Origin of the sequence: Streptomyces sp. NPDC089799 (assembly GCF_040684755.1) — a bacterium.
Taxonomy (GTDB): domain Bacteria; phylum Actinomycetota; class Actinomycetes; order Streptomycetales; family Streptomycetaceae; genus Streptomyces.
This window is the reverse complement of record NZ_JBFBGR010000017.1, coordinates 100,400-117,904: the sequence shown is the minus strand read 5'-3', so window position 1 is coordinate 117,904 and position 17,505 is coordinate 100,400. Positions and strand designations below refer to the sequence as shown.

The following is a 17,505-nucleotide window of genomic DNA, read 5'->3' as shown; positions in this document are numbered from 1 at the left end:
GTGCCCGGACACGGCCTCCCCCTCCCCCGCGGGCGGGGTGGGGGAGGCCGGGTGCGGGCGGCTCCCGGGCGTCAGCGGATCGGGCGGTGCACGTTCTTCCGTTCGGAGGGGCCAGGGGTGGCGTCCGCGATCCAGGGGCCGTCGCCGGACGGGTCGAGCACGCCGTCCTCCAGCCAGGCGTAGGTGCCGGTGAGGACCCCCGCGACCACCTTGCGGTCGAGGTCGTCGGTGTTGGACCAGAGCCGGCCGAAGAGCTCCTCCACCCTCAGCCGGGACTGCCGGCAGAACGCGTCGGCCAGCTGGTACGCCTCCCGGCCGTGGTCGCCGGAGACCCGCAGGTGCTCGGCGCGCACGCAGGCGGCACTCATGGCGAAGAGTTCCGCGCCGATGTCGACGACCCGGCCGAGGAAGCCCTGTTTGGTCTCCATCCGGCCCTGCCAGCGGGACATGGCGTAGAAGGTGGACCGGGCGAGTTTGCGAGCGGTGCGTTCGACGTAGCGCAGGTGCACCGAGAGGTCGGTGTGGCCGCGCGGGTGGAACTCCCGGTAGCTGGTGGGCACGTGGCCGGGGCCGGCGGCCAGCTTGGGCAGCCAGCGGGCGTAGAACCCGGCGGCGCGGGCGCCCGCCCTCGCCTTGTCGCCGAGGTCCTTGTCCGGGTCGATGAGGTCGCCGGCGACGGACAGGTGGGCGTCGACGGCCTCCCGGGCGATCAGCAGGTGCATGATCTCGGTGGAGCCCTCGAAGATCCGGTTGATGCGGAGGTCGCGGAGCAGCTGTTCGGCGGGGACGGCGCGCTCGCCGCGCGCGGCCAGCGACTCGGCGGTCTCGAAGCCGCGTCCGCCGCGGATCTGGACCAGTTCGTCGGCCATCAGGCAGGCCATCTCCGAGCCGTACAGCTTGGCGAGGGCGGCCTCGATGCGGATGTCGTTGCGGTCCTCGTCGGCCATCTGGGAGGCGAGGTCGACGACCGCTTCGAGGGCGAAGGTGGTGGCGGCGATGAAGGAGATCTTGGCGCCCACCGCCTCGTGCTTCGCGACCGGCCGCCCCCACTGCTCGCGGACCGCGGACCACTCGCGGGCGATCTTCAGGCACCACTTGCCGGCGCCCACGCACATGGCGGGCAGGGAGAGCCGGCCGGTGTTGAGGGTGGTGAGCGCGATCTTCAGGCCGGCGCCCTCGGGTCCGATCCGGTTGGCCGCGGGCACCCTGACCTTGTGGAAGCGGGTGACGCCGTTCTCCAGGCCGCGCAGGCCCATGAAGGCGTTGCGGTGCTCGACGGTGATGCCCGGCGAGTCCGCCTCGACCACGAAGGCGGTGATGCCGCCCCTGTGCCCCTCGCTCTTCGGCACCCGGGCCATGACCACGAGGAGGTCGGCGACCACCCCGTTGGTGGTCCACAGCTTCACCCCGTCCAGCACGTACGCGTCCTCGCCGTCGGGGACGGCGGTGGTGGCGAGCCGGGCCGGGTCGGAGCCCACGTCGGGCTCGGTGAGCAGGAACGCGCTGATGGCGGTGGTGGCCAGGCGGGGCAGGAAGGCGTCCTTCTGCTCCTGGGTGCCGAACATCTTCAGGGGCTGGGGCACGCCGATGGACTGGTGTGCGGAGAGCAGGGCGCCGATGGCCGGGCTGACCGAGCCGACCAGGGCGAGCGCCTTGTTGTAGTACACCTGGGTGAGTCCCAGTCCCCCGTACTTGGGGTCGATCTTCATCCCGAGGGCGCCGAGCTCCTTGAGCCCGCGCACGGTCTCGTCGGGGATGCGGGCCTCGCGCTCGATGCGCTGCCCGTCGATCTGCGTCTCGCAGAACTCCCGCATCCGGGCCAGGAACGCCTCGCCGCGGCGGACGTCCTCCTCGCCGGGCACGGGGTGCGGGTGGATCAGGTCGAGCCGGAACCGGCCGAGGAAGAGTTCCTTGGCGAAGCTGGGCTTGCGCCAGTCGGCCTCCCGGGCCGCCTCGGCGACCTGCCGGGCCTCGCGCTCGGTCACCTTGGGCTGCTGTGCGGGCTGTGTTGCGGACATTGAGGAGCTCACCTCGCCGCCGGAGTCGGGGACTCGTTGCGATTGCCGGGGGTGCGATTGCCTGAAGTGCGACTGCTTGAACTGCGACTGCCTGAACTGCGACTGCCTGGTGTGCAACCGCCGGGGATGCGATCACCGGATGTGATTACCGGCGGGTGCTACCTGTCAGTCGTACCCAATCCGGTCCGCCCGGAAAAGCCGGGTTGGGCAGAGCGGGGGAATCCCGACCGCTCCCGGCCGCCGGCAGGTGCCCCGGGTACCTCCTCCGGCCTGCGGTTCCGTGTACGCCGGCGGCCGCGGCGGCGGAGCCGCCCGGGGCCCTCACCCGTCCGGGCGCGTCCGGTCGGGTGGCCGGACAGGTGGCCGGACAGGTGGCCGAACCGGCGCGGCGGGTGCCGCCCGTGCCTCCGGCTCCGTGCCTCCGGCGCCTACCGCGGCGGGTCCTGCAGTCCGAGGGCTTCCGCCACCCGGTCCGCGGCCTCCACCTCGTCCAGCCGCACCCGTCCGGCGTCCCCGGCGGGGGCGGGGGCCGGCACCCAGCGGCGGTCCTCCGGCCGGAACGCCTCGTGGTGCTCCGCGCCCCGGGTGGCGCGCGTGCGCAGGACCGGTCCGCTCCGGTCCTCGGCCAGGAAGTACGTCACGCGGCCCGGCGCGTCCAGCGCGTCGAGCAGGACCGGATCGAGGGAGCGGAGGACGGGGGTGCCCAGGTGCCCCGCCAGGCTCCTCGGCCGCATCAGCACGCCGGTCAGGTCGAGGAAGCCGCCGCTGTCATGGTGGAAGGCGCCGCCCCGCTCGAAGAACAGCAGCAGCGGCTCGTAGGGGTCGGGCAGGCCGCGGGCGGCTCCCGGGGCGCGCTCCAGGAGTCCGGCCGTGCGGACGGCACCCGCGCAGGTGCGCCGGACCTCCGTGTCCACGGGCAACCCGCCCAGGAACGCGGTGAGTTCGGCCTCGGTCTCCGGGGCGAGCGCGAAGCGCGGGTCGGCGTGGGCGCTGACGTCGAAGAAGGGCCAGGCGTCCACGGCGCCGAGGGCCCGTGCCCACAGTCCCGCCCGCCGCAGGTGATCGCGCATCAGCACGCGGCGCGACAGGACCCGGGCGTAGGCCCGCTCCCAGGAGCAGTCCCACTCCACCGCCCGCAGCCGCCGCAGCACCGCGCCCGCCGCCGGACCGGGCGACGGGCCGGGCGGTGAGCCGGTCAACGGGCTCCTCCGGGACGGGAAAAGGGGGACGGCCGGAGCCCCCGCACAGTAGGCTCCGGCCGTCGGCTTGTAGGCCGTACGAGATCAGATGTCGAGGCCGGTCAGGACCAGGACCCGCTCGTACGTGTAGTCGTCCATCGCGTAGCGGACGCCCTCGCGGCCCACACCGGACTGCTTGACGCCGCCGTACGGCATCTGGTCGGCGCGGTAGGAGGGGGCGTCGCCGATGATGACGCCGCCGACCTCGAGCTCGCGGTGCGCGCGGAACGCGGTCTGGACGTTGCGGGTGAAGACACCGGTCTGCAGGCCGAACTTGGAGTCGTTGACCTTGGCGAACGCCTCGTCGGTGTTCTCCACCTTGTGGAGGGTCAGGACCGGGCCGAAGACCTCCTCGCAGGCGAGGGTGACGCCGTCGGGGATGTCGGCGAGCACGGTGGGCTCGTACGAGGCACCCTCGCGCTTGCCGCCGGTGAGCAGCTTGGCGCCGGCCGAGACGGCCTCGTCCACCCAGGACTCGACGCGCTGGGCGGCGGCCTCGGAGACCAGCGGGCCGACGTCGGTGGCGTCGTCCGCGGGGTCGCCGGTGACCTGGGCCTGGACCTTGGCGACGACCTTCTCGACCAGGCGGTCGTAGACCGAGGCGTCGGCGATGACGCGCTGCACCGAGATGCAGGACTGGCCGGCCTGGTAGTTGGAGAAGGTGGCGATGCGGGTGGCGGCCCAGTCGAGGTCGGCGTCGGAGGACCAGTCGTCGAGGACCACGGCCGCGGCGTTGCCGCCGAGCTCCAGGGTGCAGTGCTTGTGGGGCACCGACTGCTGGATGGCGTAGCCGACCGTGTCGGAACCGGTGAAGGAGATGACGGGCAGGCGGTCGTCCTTGACCAGGGCCGGCATCTTGTCGTTGGCGACGGGCAGCACGGACCAGGAACCGGCCGGCAGGTCGGTCTCGGCGAGCAGCTCGCCGAGGATCAGACCGGACAGCGGGGTGGCCGGGGCCGGCTTCAGGATGATCGGGGCGCCGACGGCGATGGCCGGGGCGACCTTGTGCGCGCACAGGTTCAGCGGGAAGTTGAACGGGGCGATGCCGAGGACCGGACCCTTGACGAAGCGGCGGGTCAGGGCGAGACGGCCGACGCCACCGGCGTCGGTGTCGAGGCGCTGGGCGTCTCCGCCGTTGAAGCGGCGGGCCTCTTCGGCGGCGAAGCGGAAGACGGACACCGCACGGCCGACCTCACCGCGGGCCCACTTGATGGGCTTGCCGTTCTCGGCGGAGATCAGCTGGGCGATCTCCTCGGTGCGCTCCACGAGCCGCTTCGACACGTGGTCGAGGGCGGCGGCCCGGACGTGGGCCGGGGTCGCGGAGAACTCCGCCGTCACGGCGTACGCCGCGGCCACGGCCTCTTCGACCTGGGCGTCGGTGGGCACGCTGACGGTGCCGACGAGACGGCCGTCCCACGGGTTGTGGACGTCGAAGCTGTCCTCGCCGGTGGCCTGGCGGCCGGCGAGCCAGAAGGCGTGGGTGGAAGTCATGCGAATCCCGGCCCTTCGTGGAGTGCGGTGTGCGGTGTGCGGCGCAGGGCGCTGCCTGTCCCCTTCAAGGTAGGACGGCGCGCCCGATCTGTGGCTTGTCCGCAGTGGAGAACCTTTGCGCTGCGCTTCGCCGGTTTGGCAGTGTCTTGCCGCGGAGCGGCCGTGCTCCCTGCGATCGCCGCAGGTCAGCGGCGGTCCGCTGCGCGGAGCGATGCCCCTCCCCACCCCTTCCCGAAACCGGGGCTCCGCCCCGGACCCCGCTCAACCGGCGGGGCGGGGATCCGGTGTGCCCACCCGTTCCGCCCTGCGGAACGCCTGCCCCCAGCGGGGGCGGCTCCGGCCGCGCCCCCGCCAGGGGCGCGGAGAACTGCGCGACCGGCCCACCCCCGGCACGCAGGCGAAGAAGGGGGTCCGGGGCTGGGCCCCGGTTTCGGGAAAGGGCGGGGAGGGGAAAACGGCCGCGCAGCGGCCAGGCCGGAGCCGGAGCCAGGGTCGGGGCCGGGCCGGGGGCCGGGGGCCAGGCCAGAGGCCGCGGCCAGGCCGGGAGTCAGGCCAGGGCCAAGGCCGGGGCCAAGGCCAAGCCCGGGGCCGGGGCCAAGGCCAAGCCCGGGGCCAAGCCCGGGGCCAAGGCACGCTGCGTCGGCTACGCCGGGGGCGCGGTGGCCTTGAGGGCCAGCCACAGCTCCATGCGGACGTCCGGGTCGTCCAGGGAGCGGCCGAGGATCTCCTCGACCCGCCGCATCCGGTACCGGAGGGTGTGCCGGTGCACCCCCAGATCGGCCGCCGCCGCATCCCACTGCCCGTGCCGCGACAGCCACGCCTGCAGCGAGGCGACCAGATCGCCGCGCCCGGTCGCGTCGTGCTCCCGCAGGGCCCGCAGCGTGCCCTCGGCGAAGGCCCGTACGGCGTCGTCGGCGAGCAGCGGCAGGACCGAGCCGGCCGCCAGGTCCTCGTGCTCCACCAGCGGGCGGCCCCGGCGGCGGGCCACCGCCAGCGCCTGGTCGGCCTGCTTGAACGCCACCGCGGCGGTGGCCGGCCCGGCCGGCGCGGACAGGCCGACGACGAGTTCGTCGGGCTCGGGCCCGGTCGCGTCGCGGCCCCGGCGCGACTCCAGCGCCTCGGCGTGGTCGGCCACGGCCTGTACGGCCGCGCCGCCGTCGGCGGCCAGGATCACCAGCCGGCCCTGCTCGGGGACCACCAGGAGCGCCTCCCCGTTGCGGCCGGCCGCCGCCTCGACCGCGTCGGTGAGGACGGCCAGCCCTTCCGGCTGGGCCGTGCCGGACAGCGCCGGCTCGGCGATCACCAGCCGGAACGGTGCTTCGAGCAGGGCCCCGTACAGGTCCCCGGCCACCGAGCGGGCGTGCTCGGCCTCCCCGGCGAGCAGCATGCGCAGCACGGCCGAGCCCAGCCGGGTCTCCGCATCGTGCAGCGAGCGGGAGCGTTCGGTGGTGAGGGTCAGCAGGGCGACCGCGGAGTGCACGGCGTACCGCTCGGCGGTGCCCAGCGGGGCCTCGGTGCCCACGGCCAGCGCGCCCCTGGCCCGCCGGCCGGTGCCCAGGGACTGGAGTTCCACGCGGTCCTCGGCGCCGCCGACGACGGCGCTGGCGGGCGCGGGCCGTTCCCGCAGCCGCTCCACGTCGGCGGTGAGCCGGGCGGCCCGGCGCGCCGCCCATTCCGGTGCGGCGGCGACCACCGTGCCGGAGGCGTCGTAGAGCGCGGCCCAGCCCTGGACGTGCGCGGCCAGCCTGGCCAGCAGTTCGGCGGGGCCCTCGGCGGAGAGCGCGGCCCGGGTCAGTTCCCGCTGCGCCTCGAAGCCGGCGGTCACGGCCCGGTACTGGTCGGCGGCCAGGGCCGCCGAGACGGCCTTGCTGATGGCGAGGAAGGGGGTGCGCCGCGGGACCTCGAGCAGCGGCATGTCCTCGGCCTGCGCGGCCGCCACCAGTGCCTCGGGGACGGCCTCGTAGTTCACGCCGACGGCGAAGCCGATGCCGACGACGCCGGCGGCCGCGAGCCGGCGCACGTACCGCCGCATCTCCTCCGGGTCGTCCGCGTCCAGCTTCATCGCGGTGATCAGGAGCAGCTCGCCGCCCTCCATGTAGGGCACGGGGTCGGCGAGCTCACTGACGTGCGCCCAGCGCACGGGGGTGTCGAGACGTCCTTCCCCCGCGCGGACGCTGAGCTTGAGCGCCGAGTGCTGGACGAGCGAGGCGAGGGTGAGCGGCATCGGCTTCGGTCACGGCTTTCGTGGAACGGCGGCGGGGACTTCTCGGAGGATCCCGGGGATCGTGAGGGTCCCGGGGACAACGGGGATCGTGGGGATCTCGGGCATCGCGGGGATTTCGCCGTGGTGTACGAACGGCTCGCTTCGATTCTGCCACCCCGTACGGGTCTGTACAGCCGGTTCCACGGAGTGGACGGAACCCCGCCGGCGCGCCGTCCGCGGGGCCCGTCCGGCCGGCCGGTCAGCCGTCCAGGTCCACCAGCAGCGGTGCGGAGCGTTCCCCGCCCACCGAGGTCACCGAGAGCACGGCGTGCCCGGCCGGCACCGCGTGCGCCAGGTCGGAGGCGGACCAGCGCTCCCGCTCCTCCTGCCGGACGGTGACCGCATCGGTCGTGACGGCCTTGCCGGTGACCAGCTTGCGGAAGGAGTTGACCATCCGGGTGAGCGGCTGGTCGGCGTAGACCGTGCGGTGGGTGACCGTCCGGGTCTCCACCCATTCGGTGCCCCATGCCTCCGCGAAGCGCTGTCCGTCCCAGGTGGTGACGCCGGCGAACGCGGCCCGGCAGCCGACGACGCCGAGCAGCGGCGCACGCAGCGCCTCCGGTACGTCGTCCAGGGTGCGCAGGGCGAGCAGCACGCCGGCGTTGGCGGAGCGAAGCCGCTGGAGGCCGCGCACGGTCTCCGGGGTGAGGGTGTGGGTGGCGTCGTCGAGGGCGAGGAAGGCGAACAGCGAGCGGTCGGTGCGGGCGGTGGCGCCGGCGGTGAACTGGGCCAGCAGCAGCCGGGCCAGCATCCGGGAGGCGTCGGCGTGCCCGCGTTCGGGCAGCTCGACGCGGACCCGGACGGGGTGTTCCAGGGTCCGCAGGGAGAAGGGGCGCCCCTGCCGGCCGGTGGTGTCGAAGAAGCCCTGGAAGGCGGGCCGGTCCAGCAGGGCGATCCGGCCGGACAGGAGCGGGCCGGGGTCGCCGGGGGTGCCGTGCTGCCGGGTGCGGGCGTCGAGCTCGCGGAGCATGGTGTGCGCTCCGGCGGTCTCCAGGGCGGCGCGCAGCCGTTCCTCGGCGGCGGGGGCCCGGTCGACGAGCTCGCGGAGTTCCGGGACGCCGGGGAAGCGCCCGTACGCCGTGCGGAACGGGCCGAGCAGCTGGGCCAGGGCGGTGGCGGCGCGGCGTACGTCGGTGCCGGGCTGGTCTCCGGCCAGGGCCTCGGCGAGCAGGCCGGCGGCCTCGTCCGGGTCGGTGGTGCCGCCGTAGAGGTCGAGGTCGTGCACGGTGGCCGGGTCGCCGATCCGGATCACCACGTCGTACGCCTCGTCGGGGCCGAGGGGGGTGCCGGCCGGGCAGACGGCGACGACGGCGGCCCGGCCGGCCAGGGCCTGGAGGGAGAGGGACTCGACGACCGGCCGGACCAGTCGGCGGGTCTTCCCGGCCCCGGAGGGTCCGACGGCGACCATCGAGGTGCCCAGCACGGTGGGGTCGAGGGCCAGCCCGGTGCCGCGCCGCGGGTAGGGGTTGCGGTCCAGGTCGGTGACCGTGCCGAGGCGGACCTGGCGGGCCAGCAGGTCGTGCCGGGCGGTCCGGACGGGCAGGTCCCGGGCCCCGGAGGGGTGGACGCAGGCTCCGGCGCCGCGGCTCCGCACGGCGTCGGTGAAGACGGTACGGCGGCCGGGGTCCGCGGTGACCGTGTCCCAGGCGCGCCGGATCCGGGCGGCGTCCACGTCGTTCATCCGTCCGTCGGCGGCCTCGGCGCGCAGCCGGTCGGCGGCCTCGGGCAGCCCGGCGGCCCGCAGTTCCGGCCAGTCGGCCGGGTCCTCGGGTCCGCCGGGGGCGGGCGCGACCGCTGCCGCCCCGCCGTCCGCGGCGGTTGCGGGGCGGCGGCGCACGGAGCGGCCGAGGGCGAGCCACCCGAAGGGGATCAGCACGGCCAGCCGGATCAGCAGGTCGGCCGTGTCGACCATCTCGGCGTTGGCGGCGAGCGTGGCGGGGTCGTTGTGCTCGTGGTCGTAGGGGAGCAGGGCGTAGACGACGCGGCCGAGGGGCAGGGCGTTCTCGGCCACCAGGGCGACGGTGAGCAGCGCTCCGGCCGCGGCCAGGGCCACCCGCACTCCGGTCCGGGGGGCGGCCAGCCTCCGCCATGTCTCCGGCCAGGCGCCGAGCTTGCCGAAGCCGTACAGCAGGCCGGCCACGAGGAGCAGTTCGTAGATGGCCAGGGCCGCGTCGCCGCCGGTGCCGGCGACCGGGCCGCCGCCCAGCCGGTCCCACCAGTCGGCCGGGGTGAAGAGCTTCACCGGGACGGTCCAGTACGGGATGTAGCCGCGGCGCAGCAGGGACCAGACCAGCACGCACGCGAGCAGGGAGATGACCGCGCCCGAGAGCATGGTCCGGGCGGGTGCCTCGTCGGGTGCGGTGTCGGGCCGGGGCACGTGCCCGTAGGCCCAGACGCCGGGACCGTCCGAACGCCGGGGCGTCCGCAGCCAGTCGGTGAAGGAGGTCCGCCCGTCGGGGCGGCGCGCGGGCGGCGGGGGCGCGGTGGGCGGGCCGGCGGGCGGCGGGACGGTGGTCGGCGGGGCGGCGGGCGCCGGGGGCGCGAAGCGGTCGGGGGGCGGCGGGACGGCGGCCTGCGGCGCGGCGGCCATCGGTGCTCCTGGCGGTACGGCCGGCGGCGCGGCCGGAACGGGTGGCGCGGCGAAGTCCCGCGCGGGGGTCTTCGGCTGTCGCGCCGGCGGGAGGCCGACCGGTCGGGGCGTCTCCGCGGGACGTGCCGCGTCCGATGCCGGGTCGCCGGTGCTCCCCCCGGTGCCGGCGTCGCCCCCGCTGCCCCCGTTCCCCGTGTGGCCGCCGTACGTACCGTCCGTCTCCATGAACCCCTGCCCCCTGCCAAGTCCCGGTGCTGCGCCGCTCAATCTAGTGCCCGCCCGCGTCGCGGCTGCCGTATCCGGGCCCCGACCACAAGACACCCCGTATGGCCGTCACGGACAAGGACACGCGGGCACCACTACCGAACGGAGCATGCCTGAGGCCCTCCCCCGGGCCTAGCCTGCGGATCAAAGACACAAGTGCGTCCGAAACACTCCAGGAGCCCCCTATGACCTCTGTCCCGCAGGAGCGCAAGCTCGTCACCGCGATCCCCGGCCCCAAGTCGCAGGAGCTTCAGGCCCGCCGGCTGTCGACGGTCGCCGGCGGCGTGGGCTCCGTGCTGCCCGTGTTCACGGCCCGCGTGGACGGCGGCATCATCGAGGACGTCGACGGCAACCGCCTGATCGACTTCGGTTCCGGCATCGCCGTGACCTCGGTCGGCGCCTCCGCCGAGGCCGTCGTGCGCCGCGCCACCGCGCAGCTGGAGAACTTCACCCACACCTGTTTCATGGTGACGCCGTACGAGGGCTACGTGGAGGTCTGTGAGGCGCTCGCCGAGCTGACCCCGGGCACCCACGCGAAGAAGTCGGCGCTGTTCAACTCCGGCGCCGAGGCCGTCGAGAACGCCGTCAAGATCGCCCGTTCGTACACCAAGCGCCAGGCCGTCGTCGTCTTCGACCACGGCTACCACGGCCGCACCAACCTGACCATGGCGCTGACCGCGAAGAACATGCCGTACAAGCACGGCTTCGGTCCGTTCGCCCCCGAGGTCTACCGCGTGCCGGTCGCCTACGGCTACCGCTGGCCCACCGGTGCGGAGAACTGCGGCCCCGAGGCCGCCAAGCAGGCGATCGACCAGATCAGCAAGCAGATCGGTGCGGAGAACGTCGCCGCGATCATCATCGAGCCGGTGCTCGGCGAGGGCGGCTTCATCGAGCCGGCCAAGGGCTTCCTGCCGGAGATCGTGAAGTTCGCCAACGAGAACGGCATCGTCTTCGTCGCGGACGAGATCCAGTCCGGCTTCTGCCGCACCGGCCAGTGGTTCGCCTGCGAGGACGAGGGCATCGTCCCGGACCTGATCACCACCGCCAAGGGCATCGCGGGCGGTCTGCCGCTCGCCGCCGTGACCGGCCGCGCCGAGATCATGGACGCCGCCCACGCGGGTGGCCTGGGCGGCACCTACGGTGGCAACCCGGTCGCCTGCGCCGGTGCGCTCGGCTCCATCGAGACCATGAAGGAGCTCGACCTCAACGCCAAGGCGAAGAAGATCGAGTCGATCATGAAGTCCCGCCTCTCCGCGATGCAGGAGAAGTACGACATCATCGGCGACATCCGCGGCCGCGGCGCCATGATCGCCATCGAGCTGGTCAAGGACCCCGCGTCCAAGACCCCGAACCCGGAGGCGGCCGGCGCGCTCGCCAAGGCCTGCCACGCCGAGGGCCTGCTCGTCCTCACCTGTGGCACCTACGGCAACGTGCTCCGCTTCCTCCCCCCGATCGTCATCGGCGAGGACCTGCTGAACGAGGGCCTGGACCTGATCGAGGCCGCGTTCGCGGGCATCGGCGCCACCGACACGGTCTGATCCGGCTCCGGACGCACGTCCGGACTGCCGTCACGGCGGCCGTCGGAGCCGCCGTCCGAGCGGCCGTCCGTCGGACATCCGATCGGACGGCCGACACCGTGCTCGACCGGTACCCGCGGTAACGGTCGGGCGTTGTGAAGAAGGTGTGGGGGGCCGATGGCAGGAACGCGATCCTGCTGTCGGTCCCCCTTCGGCTGCCGTACGGTTTCTGCAGATGAGTGAGACACCCCGTCCGCGGGAAACCGCGGGCGACCCCGGAACCGGGCTTCCCCAGCGCCGCACCGGACATGCGTTCGCGCAGCACATCACTCCTCGGAGATCGGACGACCGCCCGCCCCAAACCCCCCGGGGCGCGCGCCGAACCGATCCGGGCGGCCGTCCCGGAACCATCCCCCCTGTTCCGGGACGGCCGGCCACCCCCCTCCTTCTCCTCCTTCTCTGCGTCCTCCCCCTCGCCGGGCTGGCCCTGGTCACCTGGCAGGTGATCACCGGAGGCCCGCTCCTCGCCCCCGACGAGGCCATCAGCAGGTCCCTGGTGCGGACCGTCCCGGACGCGGTCACCGAACCCCTCGCCGACCTCGGCAACGTCCCGGTCGCCGTACCGGTCCTGCTCGCGGCCATGGCGTACGCGCTGTGGCGCGGGGCGCGCCGCCGCGCGGTGGCCGCCGCGGGCCTGGCGATGGCGCTGGTCCCCGCGCTGATCGTGCCGCTGAAGGACTGGACCGCCCGGCCGGGGCCGCTGGAGCCCTGGGCCGCGGGCTACTTCCCCTCCGGCCACACCGCCACCGCCCTGGTCGCGTACGCCGGCGCCGCCCTGCTGGTCTCCCCGTACGCCCGCCGCCGCTGGCCGGCGGCCGCCGCGCTGCTGCTCACCGCGGCGACGGCCGTGGGCCTGCTGCTGCGCGGCTTCCACTGGCCGCTGGACGTGCTGGGCGCCGTACTGCTCTGTACGCCGCTGCTGGCGGGGGTCGCCGCCGCGCGGGGCATGCGTCACCCGGGCTGACCCGCCACGCGGGCCGCCGCCTCGTGCATCGCCAGTTCCAGGACCGCCGGATCGGTCAGGGTGCCCCGCCCGTCCGGGACCACCAGCCAGCGGGTCCCGCCGAGGGCCCGGCCCGGGTGCGGGACCACGATCCAGGTGCCGCGCCCGGCTCCCCGTACGCCCGTGCCCAGCCAGCGCGAGGCGGTGCCCGCGGGCACGAAGAAGCCCAGCCGCGCGTCGCCGAAGTCGGCGAGCACCGGGCCGGGCCGGTCCAGCAGCAGGCCCAGCACCTCGAAGGTGGCCTGGCCGAGCCGCCGCGGGAGGATCAGCACGTCCCAGCGCCGTCCGGCGGGCAGCAGCGCGATGCCGTACGGGTTGCGCTCCCACTCCCACCGGCAGGTCTCGGGGTCCGGCGCCGCCGAGGCCAGCCACTCCACCGCCGTCCGGGACTCCCCGCACTTCCCGGATTCCTCGTGCTTGCCGAACTGCTCGTGCTTGCCGGACTCCTGGTACTCCGAGCTCCGCATGGCCCGGCCTCCGTTTCCCCGTGAGGGCCCTCCGGAACGAGGGCTGTCACGGGGAGAGAGCGGGCCGGCGCCCGGGGATGACGCGGGTCCGGCACACCCGTGGAGGTGAAAACGCGCACGGGGCGGCCCGCGGAGTGCGCCGGGGGCGCGCGGACCGCCCGCCCTCAGGCCTCCGGGACCGCCCCGTGCGTCAGGGGGCTCGGAACTCCCTAGCTGTCGAAGCCCAGGCCGAACTTGTCCATCGTCTTCAGCCACAGGTTGCGCCGCCCGCCCCGCGCGTCCGCGCGGGCCAGGGACCACTTGGTGAGGGCGATGCCGGTCCAGGCGATCGGCTCCGGCGGGAACGGCATCGGCTTGGACTTCACCATCTGCAGTTCGGTGCGCTCGGTGCGCTCGCCGTCCAGCAGGTCCAGCATCACGTCCCCGCCGAAACGGGTCGCGCCCACGCCGAGCCCGGTGTAGCCGGCCGCGTAGGCGACCCGCCCGGAGTGCGCGGTGCCGAAGAAGGCGGAGAAGCGCGAGCAGGTGTCGATGGCGCCGCCCCAGGCATGGCTGAACCGGAGCCCGTCGAGCTGGGGGAAGCAGGTGAAGAAGTGCTGCGCCAGCTTGAGGTAGGTCTCCGGGCGGTGGTCGTACTCGGAGTCGAGCTTCCCCTTGTAGGGGTAGATCGCGTCGTAGCCGCCCCACAGGATCCGGTTGTCCGGGGTGATCCGGAAGTAGTGGAACTGGTTGGCGCTGTCGCCCAGGCCCTGCCGGTTCTTCCAGCCGATGGCGGCCAGCTGCTCCTCGGTGAGCGGCTCGGTCATCAGCGCGTAGTCGTACACCGGGACCGTGAACGGGCGGATCCGCCGGACCAGCGAGGGGAAGATGTTCGTGCCGAGCGCGACCCGGCGGGCGAAGACCCGGCCGTAGGGGGTCCGTACGGCCATCCCCGCGCCGGAGGAGGTCAGCGACAGCCCCCGGGTGTTCTCGTAGATCCGCACCCCCAGGCCCAGGCACGCCTGCTTCAGGCCCCAGGCCAGCTTGGCCGGGTGGAGCATGGCCACGCCGTCGCGGTCCCACAGACCGCCGAGGAAGGTGGGCGAGTCGACCTCGGCGCGTACGGCGTCCCGGTCGAGGAAGACCGCTCCGCCGAAACCGAGGCGCTCGGCCTCCTCCTGGAGTTCGCGCAGCTCCTGGACCTGGTGGGGTTCGGTGGCCACGTCGATCTCGCCGGTGCGCTCGAAGTCGCAGTCGATGCCGTAGCGGGCGACCGCCTCCTCGATCCCGTCGAGGTTGCGGGCGCCCAGCTCCTCCAGCTTCGCCAGTTCGCCGGGCCAGCGGGCGAGGCCGTTGGCGAAGCCGTGGGTGAGGGAGGCCGCGCAGAAGCCGCCGTTCCGGCCGGAGGCGGCCCAGCCCGCCTCCTTGCTCTCGATCAGTACGACGTCCCGGGCGGGGTCGCGCTCCTTGGCGAGCAGCGCGGTCCACAGGCCGCTGTAGCCGGCGCCGATCACCAGCAGGTCGCAGCTCTCGTCGCTGGTGAGGGCGGGCTGCGCGGCCGGCTTGCCGGGGTCGTCCAGCCAGTACGAGACCGGCAGTGCGTCGGAAAGGGATCGTGTGACACTTCGCATGGCGACTGGGGCCATGGCTTCCAACTCCCTACAGAGTTACGTGATGCGTGGTGCGTGGTGTGTTACTTGAGCTGCATCTTCTTCCGGCGGCTGCTCGCCAGCTGGCCGGCGAGGACCACCAGGACGGCGATGGCGAACATCGCCGTGCCGATGACGTTGATCTGGACGGGCGTACCGCGCTGGGCCGATCCCCACACGAACATGGGGAAGGTGACGGTGCTGCCCGAGTTGAAGTTGGTGATGATGAAGTCGTCGAAGGACAGCGCGAAGGACAGCAGCGCACCGGCCGCGATGCCGGGGGCGGCGATCGGGAGGGTGACCCGCAGGAAGGTCTGCACCGGTCCCGCGTAGAGGTCGCGGGCGGCTTCCTCCAGCCGGGGGTCCATCGACAGGACGCGCGCCTTGACGGCGGCGACGACGAAGCTGAGGCAGAACATGACGTGGGCGATCAGGATCGTCCGGAAGCCCAGCTCGATGCCCATGTTGAGGAAGAGCGCGAGCAGCGAGGCGGCCATCACGATCTCCGGCATGGCCATCGGCAGGAAGATCAGCGAGTTGACCGCGCCGCGCGCCTTGAAGCGGTAGCGGACGAGGGCGAAGGCGATCATCGAGCCCAGGACGGTCGCGCCGATGGTGGCCCAGAGGGCGATCTGGAGCGAGAGCGCGAGGGAGCCGCACAGGTCGGCGACCCCGCAGGGGTCCTTCCAGGCGTCCAGCGAGAACTCCTGCCAGGCGTAGTTGAAGCGCCCGGAGGGGTTGTTGAAGGAGAACACCGTCACGACGACGTTCGGCAGGATCAGGTAGGCGAGGGTGCCCAGACCTGCGATGACGACGAGATTCCGTCGGAGCCACTGCATCAGACCAGGTCCTCCGTCCCCGCTCGGCGGATGTAGATGGTGACCATGATCAGCACGATGGCCATGAGAATGAACGACAGCGCGGCCGCCGTCGGGTAGTCGAGGATCCGCAGGTACTGCGACTGGATGACGTTGCCGATCATGCGGGTGTCGGTGGAGCCGAGCAGTTCCGCGTTGACGTAGTCGCCGCTCGCCGGGATGAAGGTGAGCAGGGTTCCGGAGACCACGCCCGGCATGGACAGCGGGAAGGTGACCTTCCGGAAGGTCGTCAGTGGTGCGGCGTAGAGGTCTCCGGCGGCCTCGTGGAGCCGGGTGTCGATGCGCTCCAGCGAGGTGTACAGCGGCAGGATCATGAAGGGCAGGAAGTTGTACGTCAGGCCGCAGACCACCGCGAGCGGTGTGGCCAGGACCCGGTCGCCCTGGGTCATGCCGAGCCAGCTGGTGACGTCCAGGACGTGCAGGCTGTTGAGCACGCCCACCACCGGGCCGCTGTCGGCGAGGATCGTCTTCCAGGCCAGGGTGCGGATCAGGAAGCTGGTGAAGAACGGCGCGATGACCAGGATCAGCAGCAGGTTGCGCCAGCGGCCCGCCCGGAAGGCGATCAGGTAGGCAAGCGGGTAGCCGAGCAGCAGGCAGAGCACGGTGGCCGTGCCGGCGTAGAGCAGGGAGCGCAGGAACTGCGGGTAGTACTCGGTGAAGGCGTCCCAGTAGGTCTGGAAGTGCCAGGTGACCCGGAAGCCCTCCTCCAGCGAGCCCGTCTGCACGGAGGTCGAGGCCTGGTAGACCATCGGGAGGACGAAGAAGACCAGCAGCCACAGGATGCCGGGGAGCAGCAGCCAGTACGGGACCAGGCGCTTGCGGGCGGAGGGCTTGTGGACCGGGGGCTCCGCGGCGGGGGGCGCCTGCGGCGGCGCCTCGGCGGTGGCGGTCATGCGCCCTCCTCGACCGTCTCGACGCCGGCGTCGATGTCTTGCGAGGCGTCCAGTCCGAAGGTGTGCTCCGGGTTCCAGTGCAGGATCACGTCGGCGCCGGGGACCAGCCGGGCGTCGCGCTCGATGTTCTGCACGTACACCTCCAGTTCCGGGCAGACCGGGCTGTCGATCACGAACTGGGTGGAGACGCCGATGAAGGAGGAGTCGGCTATCTTTCCGGCCACCTTGTTGCGGCCCGCGGCGATGGTGTCCTCGTCGGCCGCCGGGACCAGGGAGATCTTCTCGGGGCGTACGCCGATCAGGAGTGCGCCGCCGGAGCGCGGGGTGGTGGAACACCGTGCGCCGGGCAGCCGCAGCTTCGTACCGCCCGCGGAGACGACGACCTCCTCGCCGGCGGACTCCACGGAGGCCTGGATGAGGTTGGAGGTGCCGAGGAAGTTCGCCACGAAGGTGGTGCCCGGGTTCTCGTAGAGCTCGGCGGGGGCGCCCAGCTGCTCGACCCGGCCGCCGTTCATGACCGCGACCGTGTCGGCCATGGTCATGGCCTCCTCCTGGTCGTGGGTGACGTGCACGAAGGTGATGCCGACCTCGGTCTGGATCCGCTTGAGCTCCAGCTGCATCTGGCGGCGCAGCTTGAGGTCGAGGGCGCCGAGGGGCTCGTCGAGGAGGAGGACCTGGGGGTGGTTGATGAGGGCGCGGGCGACGGCGACGCGCTGCTGCTGGCCGCCGGAGAGCTGGTGCGGCTTCTTGCGGGCGTGCTCGCCGAGCTGGACCAGGTCGATCATCTCGTCGACCTGCTTGGCGACCGACTTGATGCCGCGGCGGCGCAGGCCGAACGCGATGTTCTCGAAGATGTCCATGTGGGGGAAGAGCGCGTAGCTCTGGAAGACCGTGTTCACCGGGCGCTTGTACGGCGGCAGGTGGGTGACCTCGCGGTCGCCGAGGCTGACCGTGCCGGTGGAGGGGTCCTCCAGGCCGGCGATCATGCGCAGGGTGGTGGTCTTGCCGCAGCCGGAGGCGCCGAGCAGGGCGAAGAACGAGCCCTGGGGGATGGTGAGGTCGAGCGGGTGCACGGCGGTGAAGGAGCCGTAGTGCTTGCTGATCCCGCTGAGGCGGACGTCGCCGCCGGTGGTCGTGTCAGTCATGGGTCGCGGTCCCGGGTGTCTGTGGTGGGCGGGAGGGGGCGGGGGCCGGC

Annotated in this window: 12 protein-coding genes; 2 read left to right on the top strand and 10 right to left on the bottom strand. The window is 73.3% G+C overall.

The genetic code is table 11. The features are described 5' to 3' along the window. Nucleotides 1–71: 71 nt before the first annotated feature. The 5 genes from AB0O36_RS20320 to AB0O36_RS20300 all read right to left on the bottom strand — a co-directional run bounded on the left by AB0O36_RS20320 (nt 72) and on the right by AB0O36_RS20300 (nt 9,600). On the bottom strand, nt 72–2,018 hold the full coding sequence (locus tag AB0O36_RS20320) for an acyl-CoA dehydrogenase family protein (RefSeq protein ID WP_365112092.1): 1,947 nt from the start codon (nt 2,016–2,018) through the stop codon (nt 72–74). Between the two features lie 428 nt (nt 2,019–2,446). Continuing rightward, the gene (locus AB0O36_RS20315; protein ID WP_365112089.1) at nt 2,447–3,217 is read right to left on the bottom strand and encodes a hypothetical protein; all 771 of its coding nucleotides are present in this window, start codon (nt 3,215–3,217) and stop codon (nt 2,447–2,449) included. Between the two features lie 84 nt (nt 3,218–3,301). After that, nucleotides 3,302–4,747: an aldehyde dehydrogenase family protein gene (locus AB0O36_RS20310; RefSeq protein ID WP_365112086.1), complete on the bottom strand. Its 1,446-nt coding sequence runs from the start codon at nt 4,745–4,747 to the stop codon at nt 3,302–3,304. 643 nt (nt 4,748–5,390) lie between these two features. Then, complete coding sequence (locus tag AB0O36_RS20305; RefSeq protein WP_365112083.1) at nt 5,391–6,971, bottom strand: PucR family transcriptional regulator; 1,581 nt, start codon at nt 6,969–6,971, stop codon at nt 5,391–5,393. Between the two features lie 238 nt (nt 6,972–7,209). Beyond that, nucleotides 7,210–9,600 carry an ATP/GTP-binding protein gene (locus AB0O36_RS20300; RefSeq protein WP_365112080.1) on the bottom strand — a complete coding sequence of 797 codons (2,391 nt, stop codon included), beginning with the start codon at nt 9,598–9,600 and terminating at the stop codon, nt 7,210–7,212. Nucleotides 9,601–10,049: 449 nt separating this feature from the next. Here AB0O36_RS20300 and gabT point away from each other — a divergent pair, with 449 nt between their 5' ends. After that, nucleotides 10,050–11,402: a 4-aminobutyrate--2-oxoglutarate transaminase gene (gene gabT, locus AB0O36_RS20295; RefSeq protein ID WP_365112077.1), complete on the top strand. Its 1,353-nt coding sequence runs from the start codon at nt 10,050–10,052 to the stop codon at nt 11,400–11,402. Between the two features lie 481 nt (nt 11,403–11,883). Continuing rightward, the gene (locus tag AB0O36_RS20290) at nt 11,884–12,405 is read left to right on the top strand and encodes a phosphatase PAP2 family protein (protein ID WP_365112074.1); all 522 of its coding nucleotides are present in this window, start codon (nt 11,884–11,886) and stop codon (nt 12,403–12,405) included. On the opposite strand, the gene AB0O36_RS20285 is transcribed toward AB0O36_RS20290, so the two are convergent. The 5 genes from AB0O36_RS20285 to AB0O36_RS20265 all read right to left on the bottom strand — a co-directional run bounded on the left by AB0O36_RS20285 (nt 12,393) and on the right by AB0O36_RS20265 (nt 17,455). After that, on the bottom strand, nt 12,393–12,911 hold the full coding sequence (locus tag AB0O36_RS20285; protein WP_365112071.1) for a hypothetical protein: 519 nt from the start codon (nt 12,909–12,911) through the stop codon (nt 12,393–12,395). The two genes, AB0O36_RS20290 and AB0O36_RS20285, sit on opposite strands and share 13 nt — an antisense overlap. A 209-nt stretch (nt 12,912–13,120) precedes the next feature. Continuing rightward, on the bottom strand, nt 13,121–14,536 hold the full coding sequence (locus AB0O36_RS20280; RefSeq protein WP_365112068.1) for an FAD-dependent oxidoreductase: 1,416 nt from the start codon (nt 14,534–14,536) through the stop codon (nt 13,121–13,123). A 47-nt stretch (nt 14,537–14,583) separates the two neighbouring features. Continuing rightward, nucleotides 14,584–15,378: an ABC transporter permease gene (locus AB0O36_RS20275; protein WP_365112065.1), complete on the bottom strand. Its 795-nt coding sequence runs from the start codon at nt 15,376–15,378 to the stop codon at nt 14,584–14,586. Further along, nucleotides 15,378–16,310 carry an ABC transporter permease gene (locus tag AB0O36_RS20270; protein ID WP_365112062.1) on the bottom strand — a complete coding sequence of 311 codons (933 nt, stop codon included), beginning with the start codon at nt 16,308–16,310 and terminating at the stop codon, nt 15,378–15,380. Before AB0O36_RS20270 ends, AB0O36_RS20275 begins: the two co-directional genes overlap by 1 nt. After that, the gene (locus AB0O36_RS20265) at nt 16,307–17,455 is read right to left on the bottom strand and encodes an ABC transporter ATP-binding protein (protein WP_365112059.1); all 1,149 of its coding nucleotides are present in this window, start codon (nt 17,453–17,455) and stop codon (nt 16,307–16,309) included. Before AB0O36_RS20265 ends, AB0O36_RS20270 begins: the two co-directional genes overlap by 4 nt. Nucleotides 17,456–17,505: the final 50 nt, after the last annotated feature.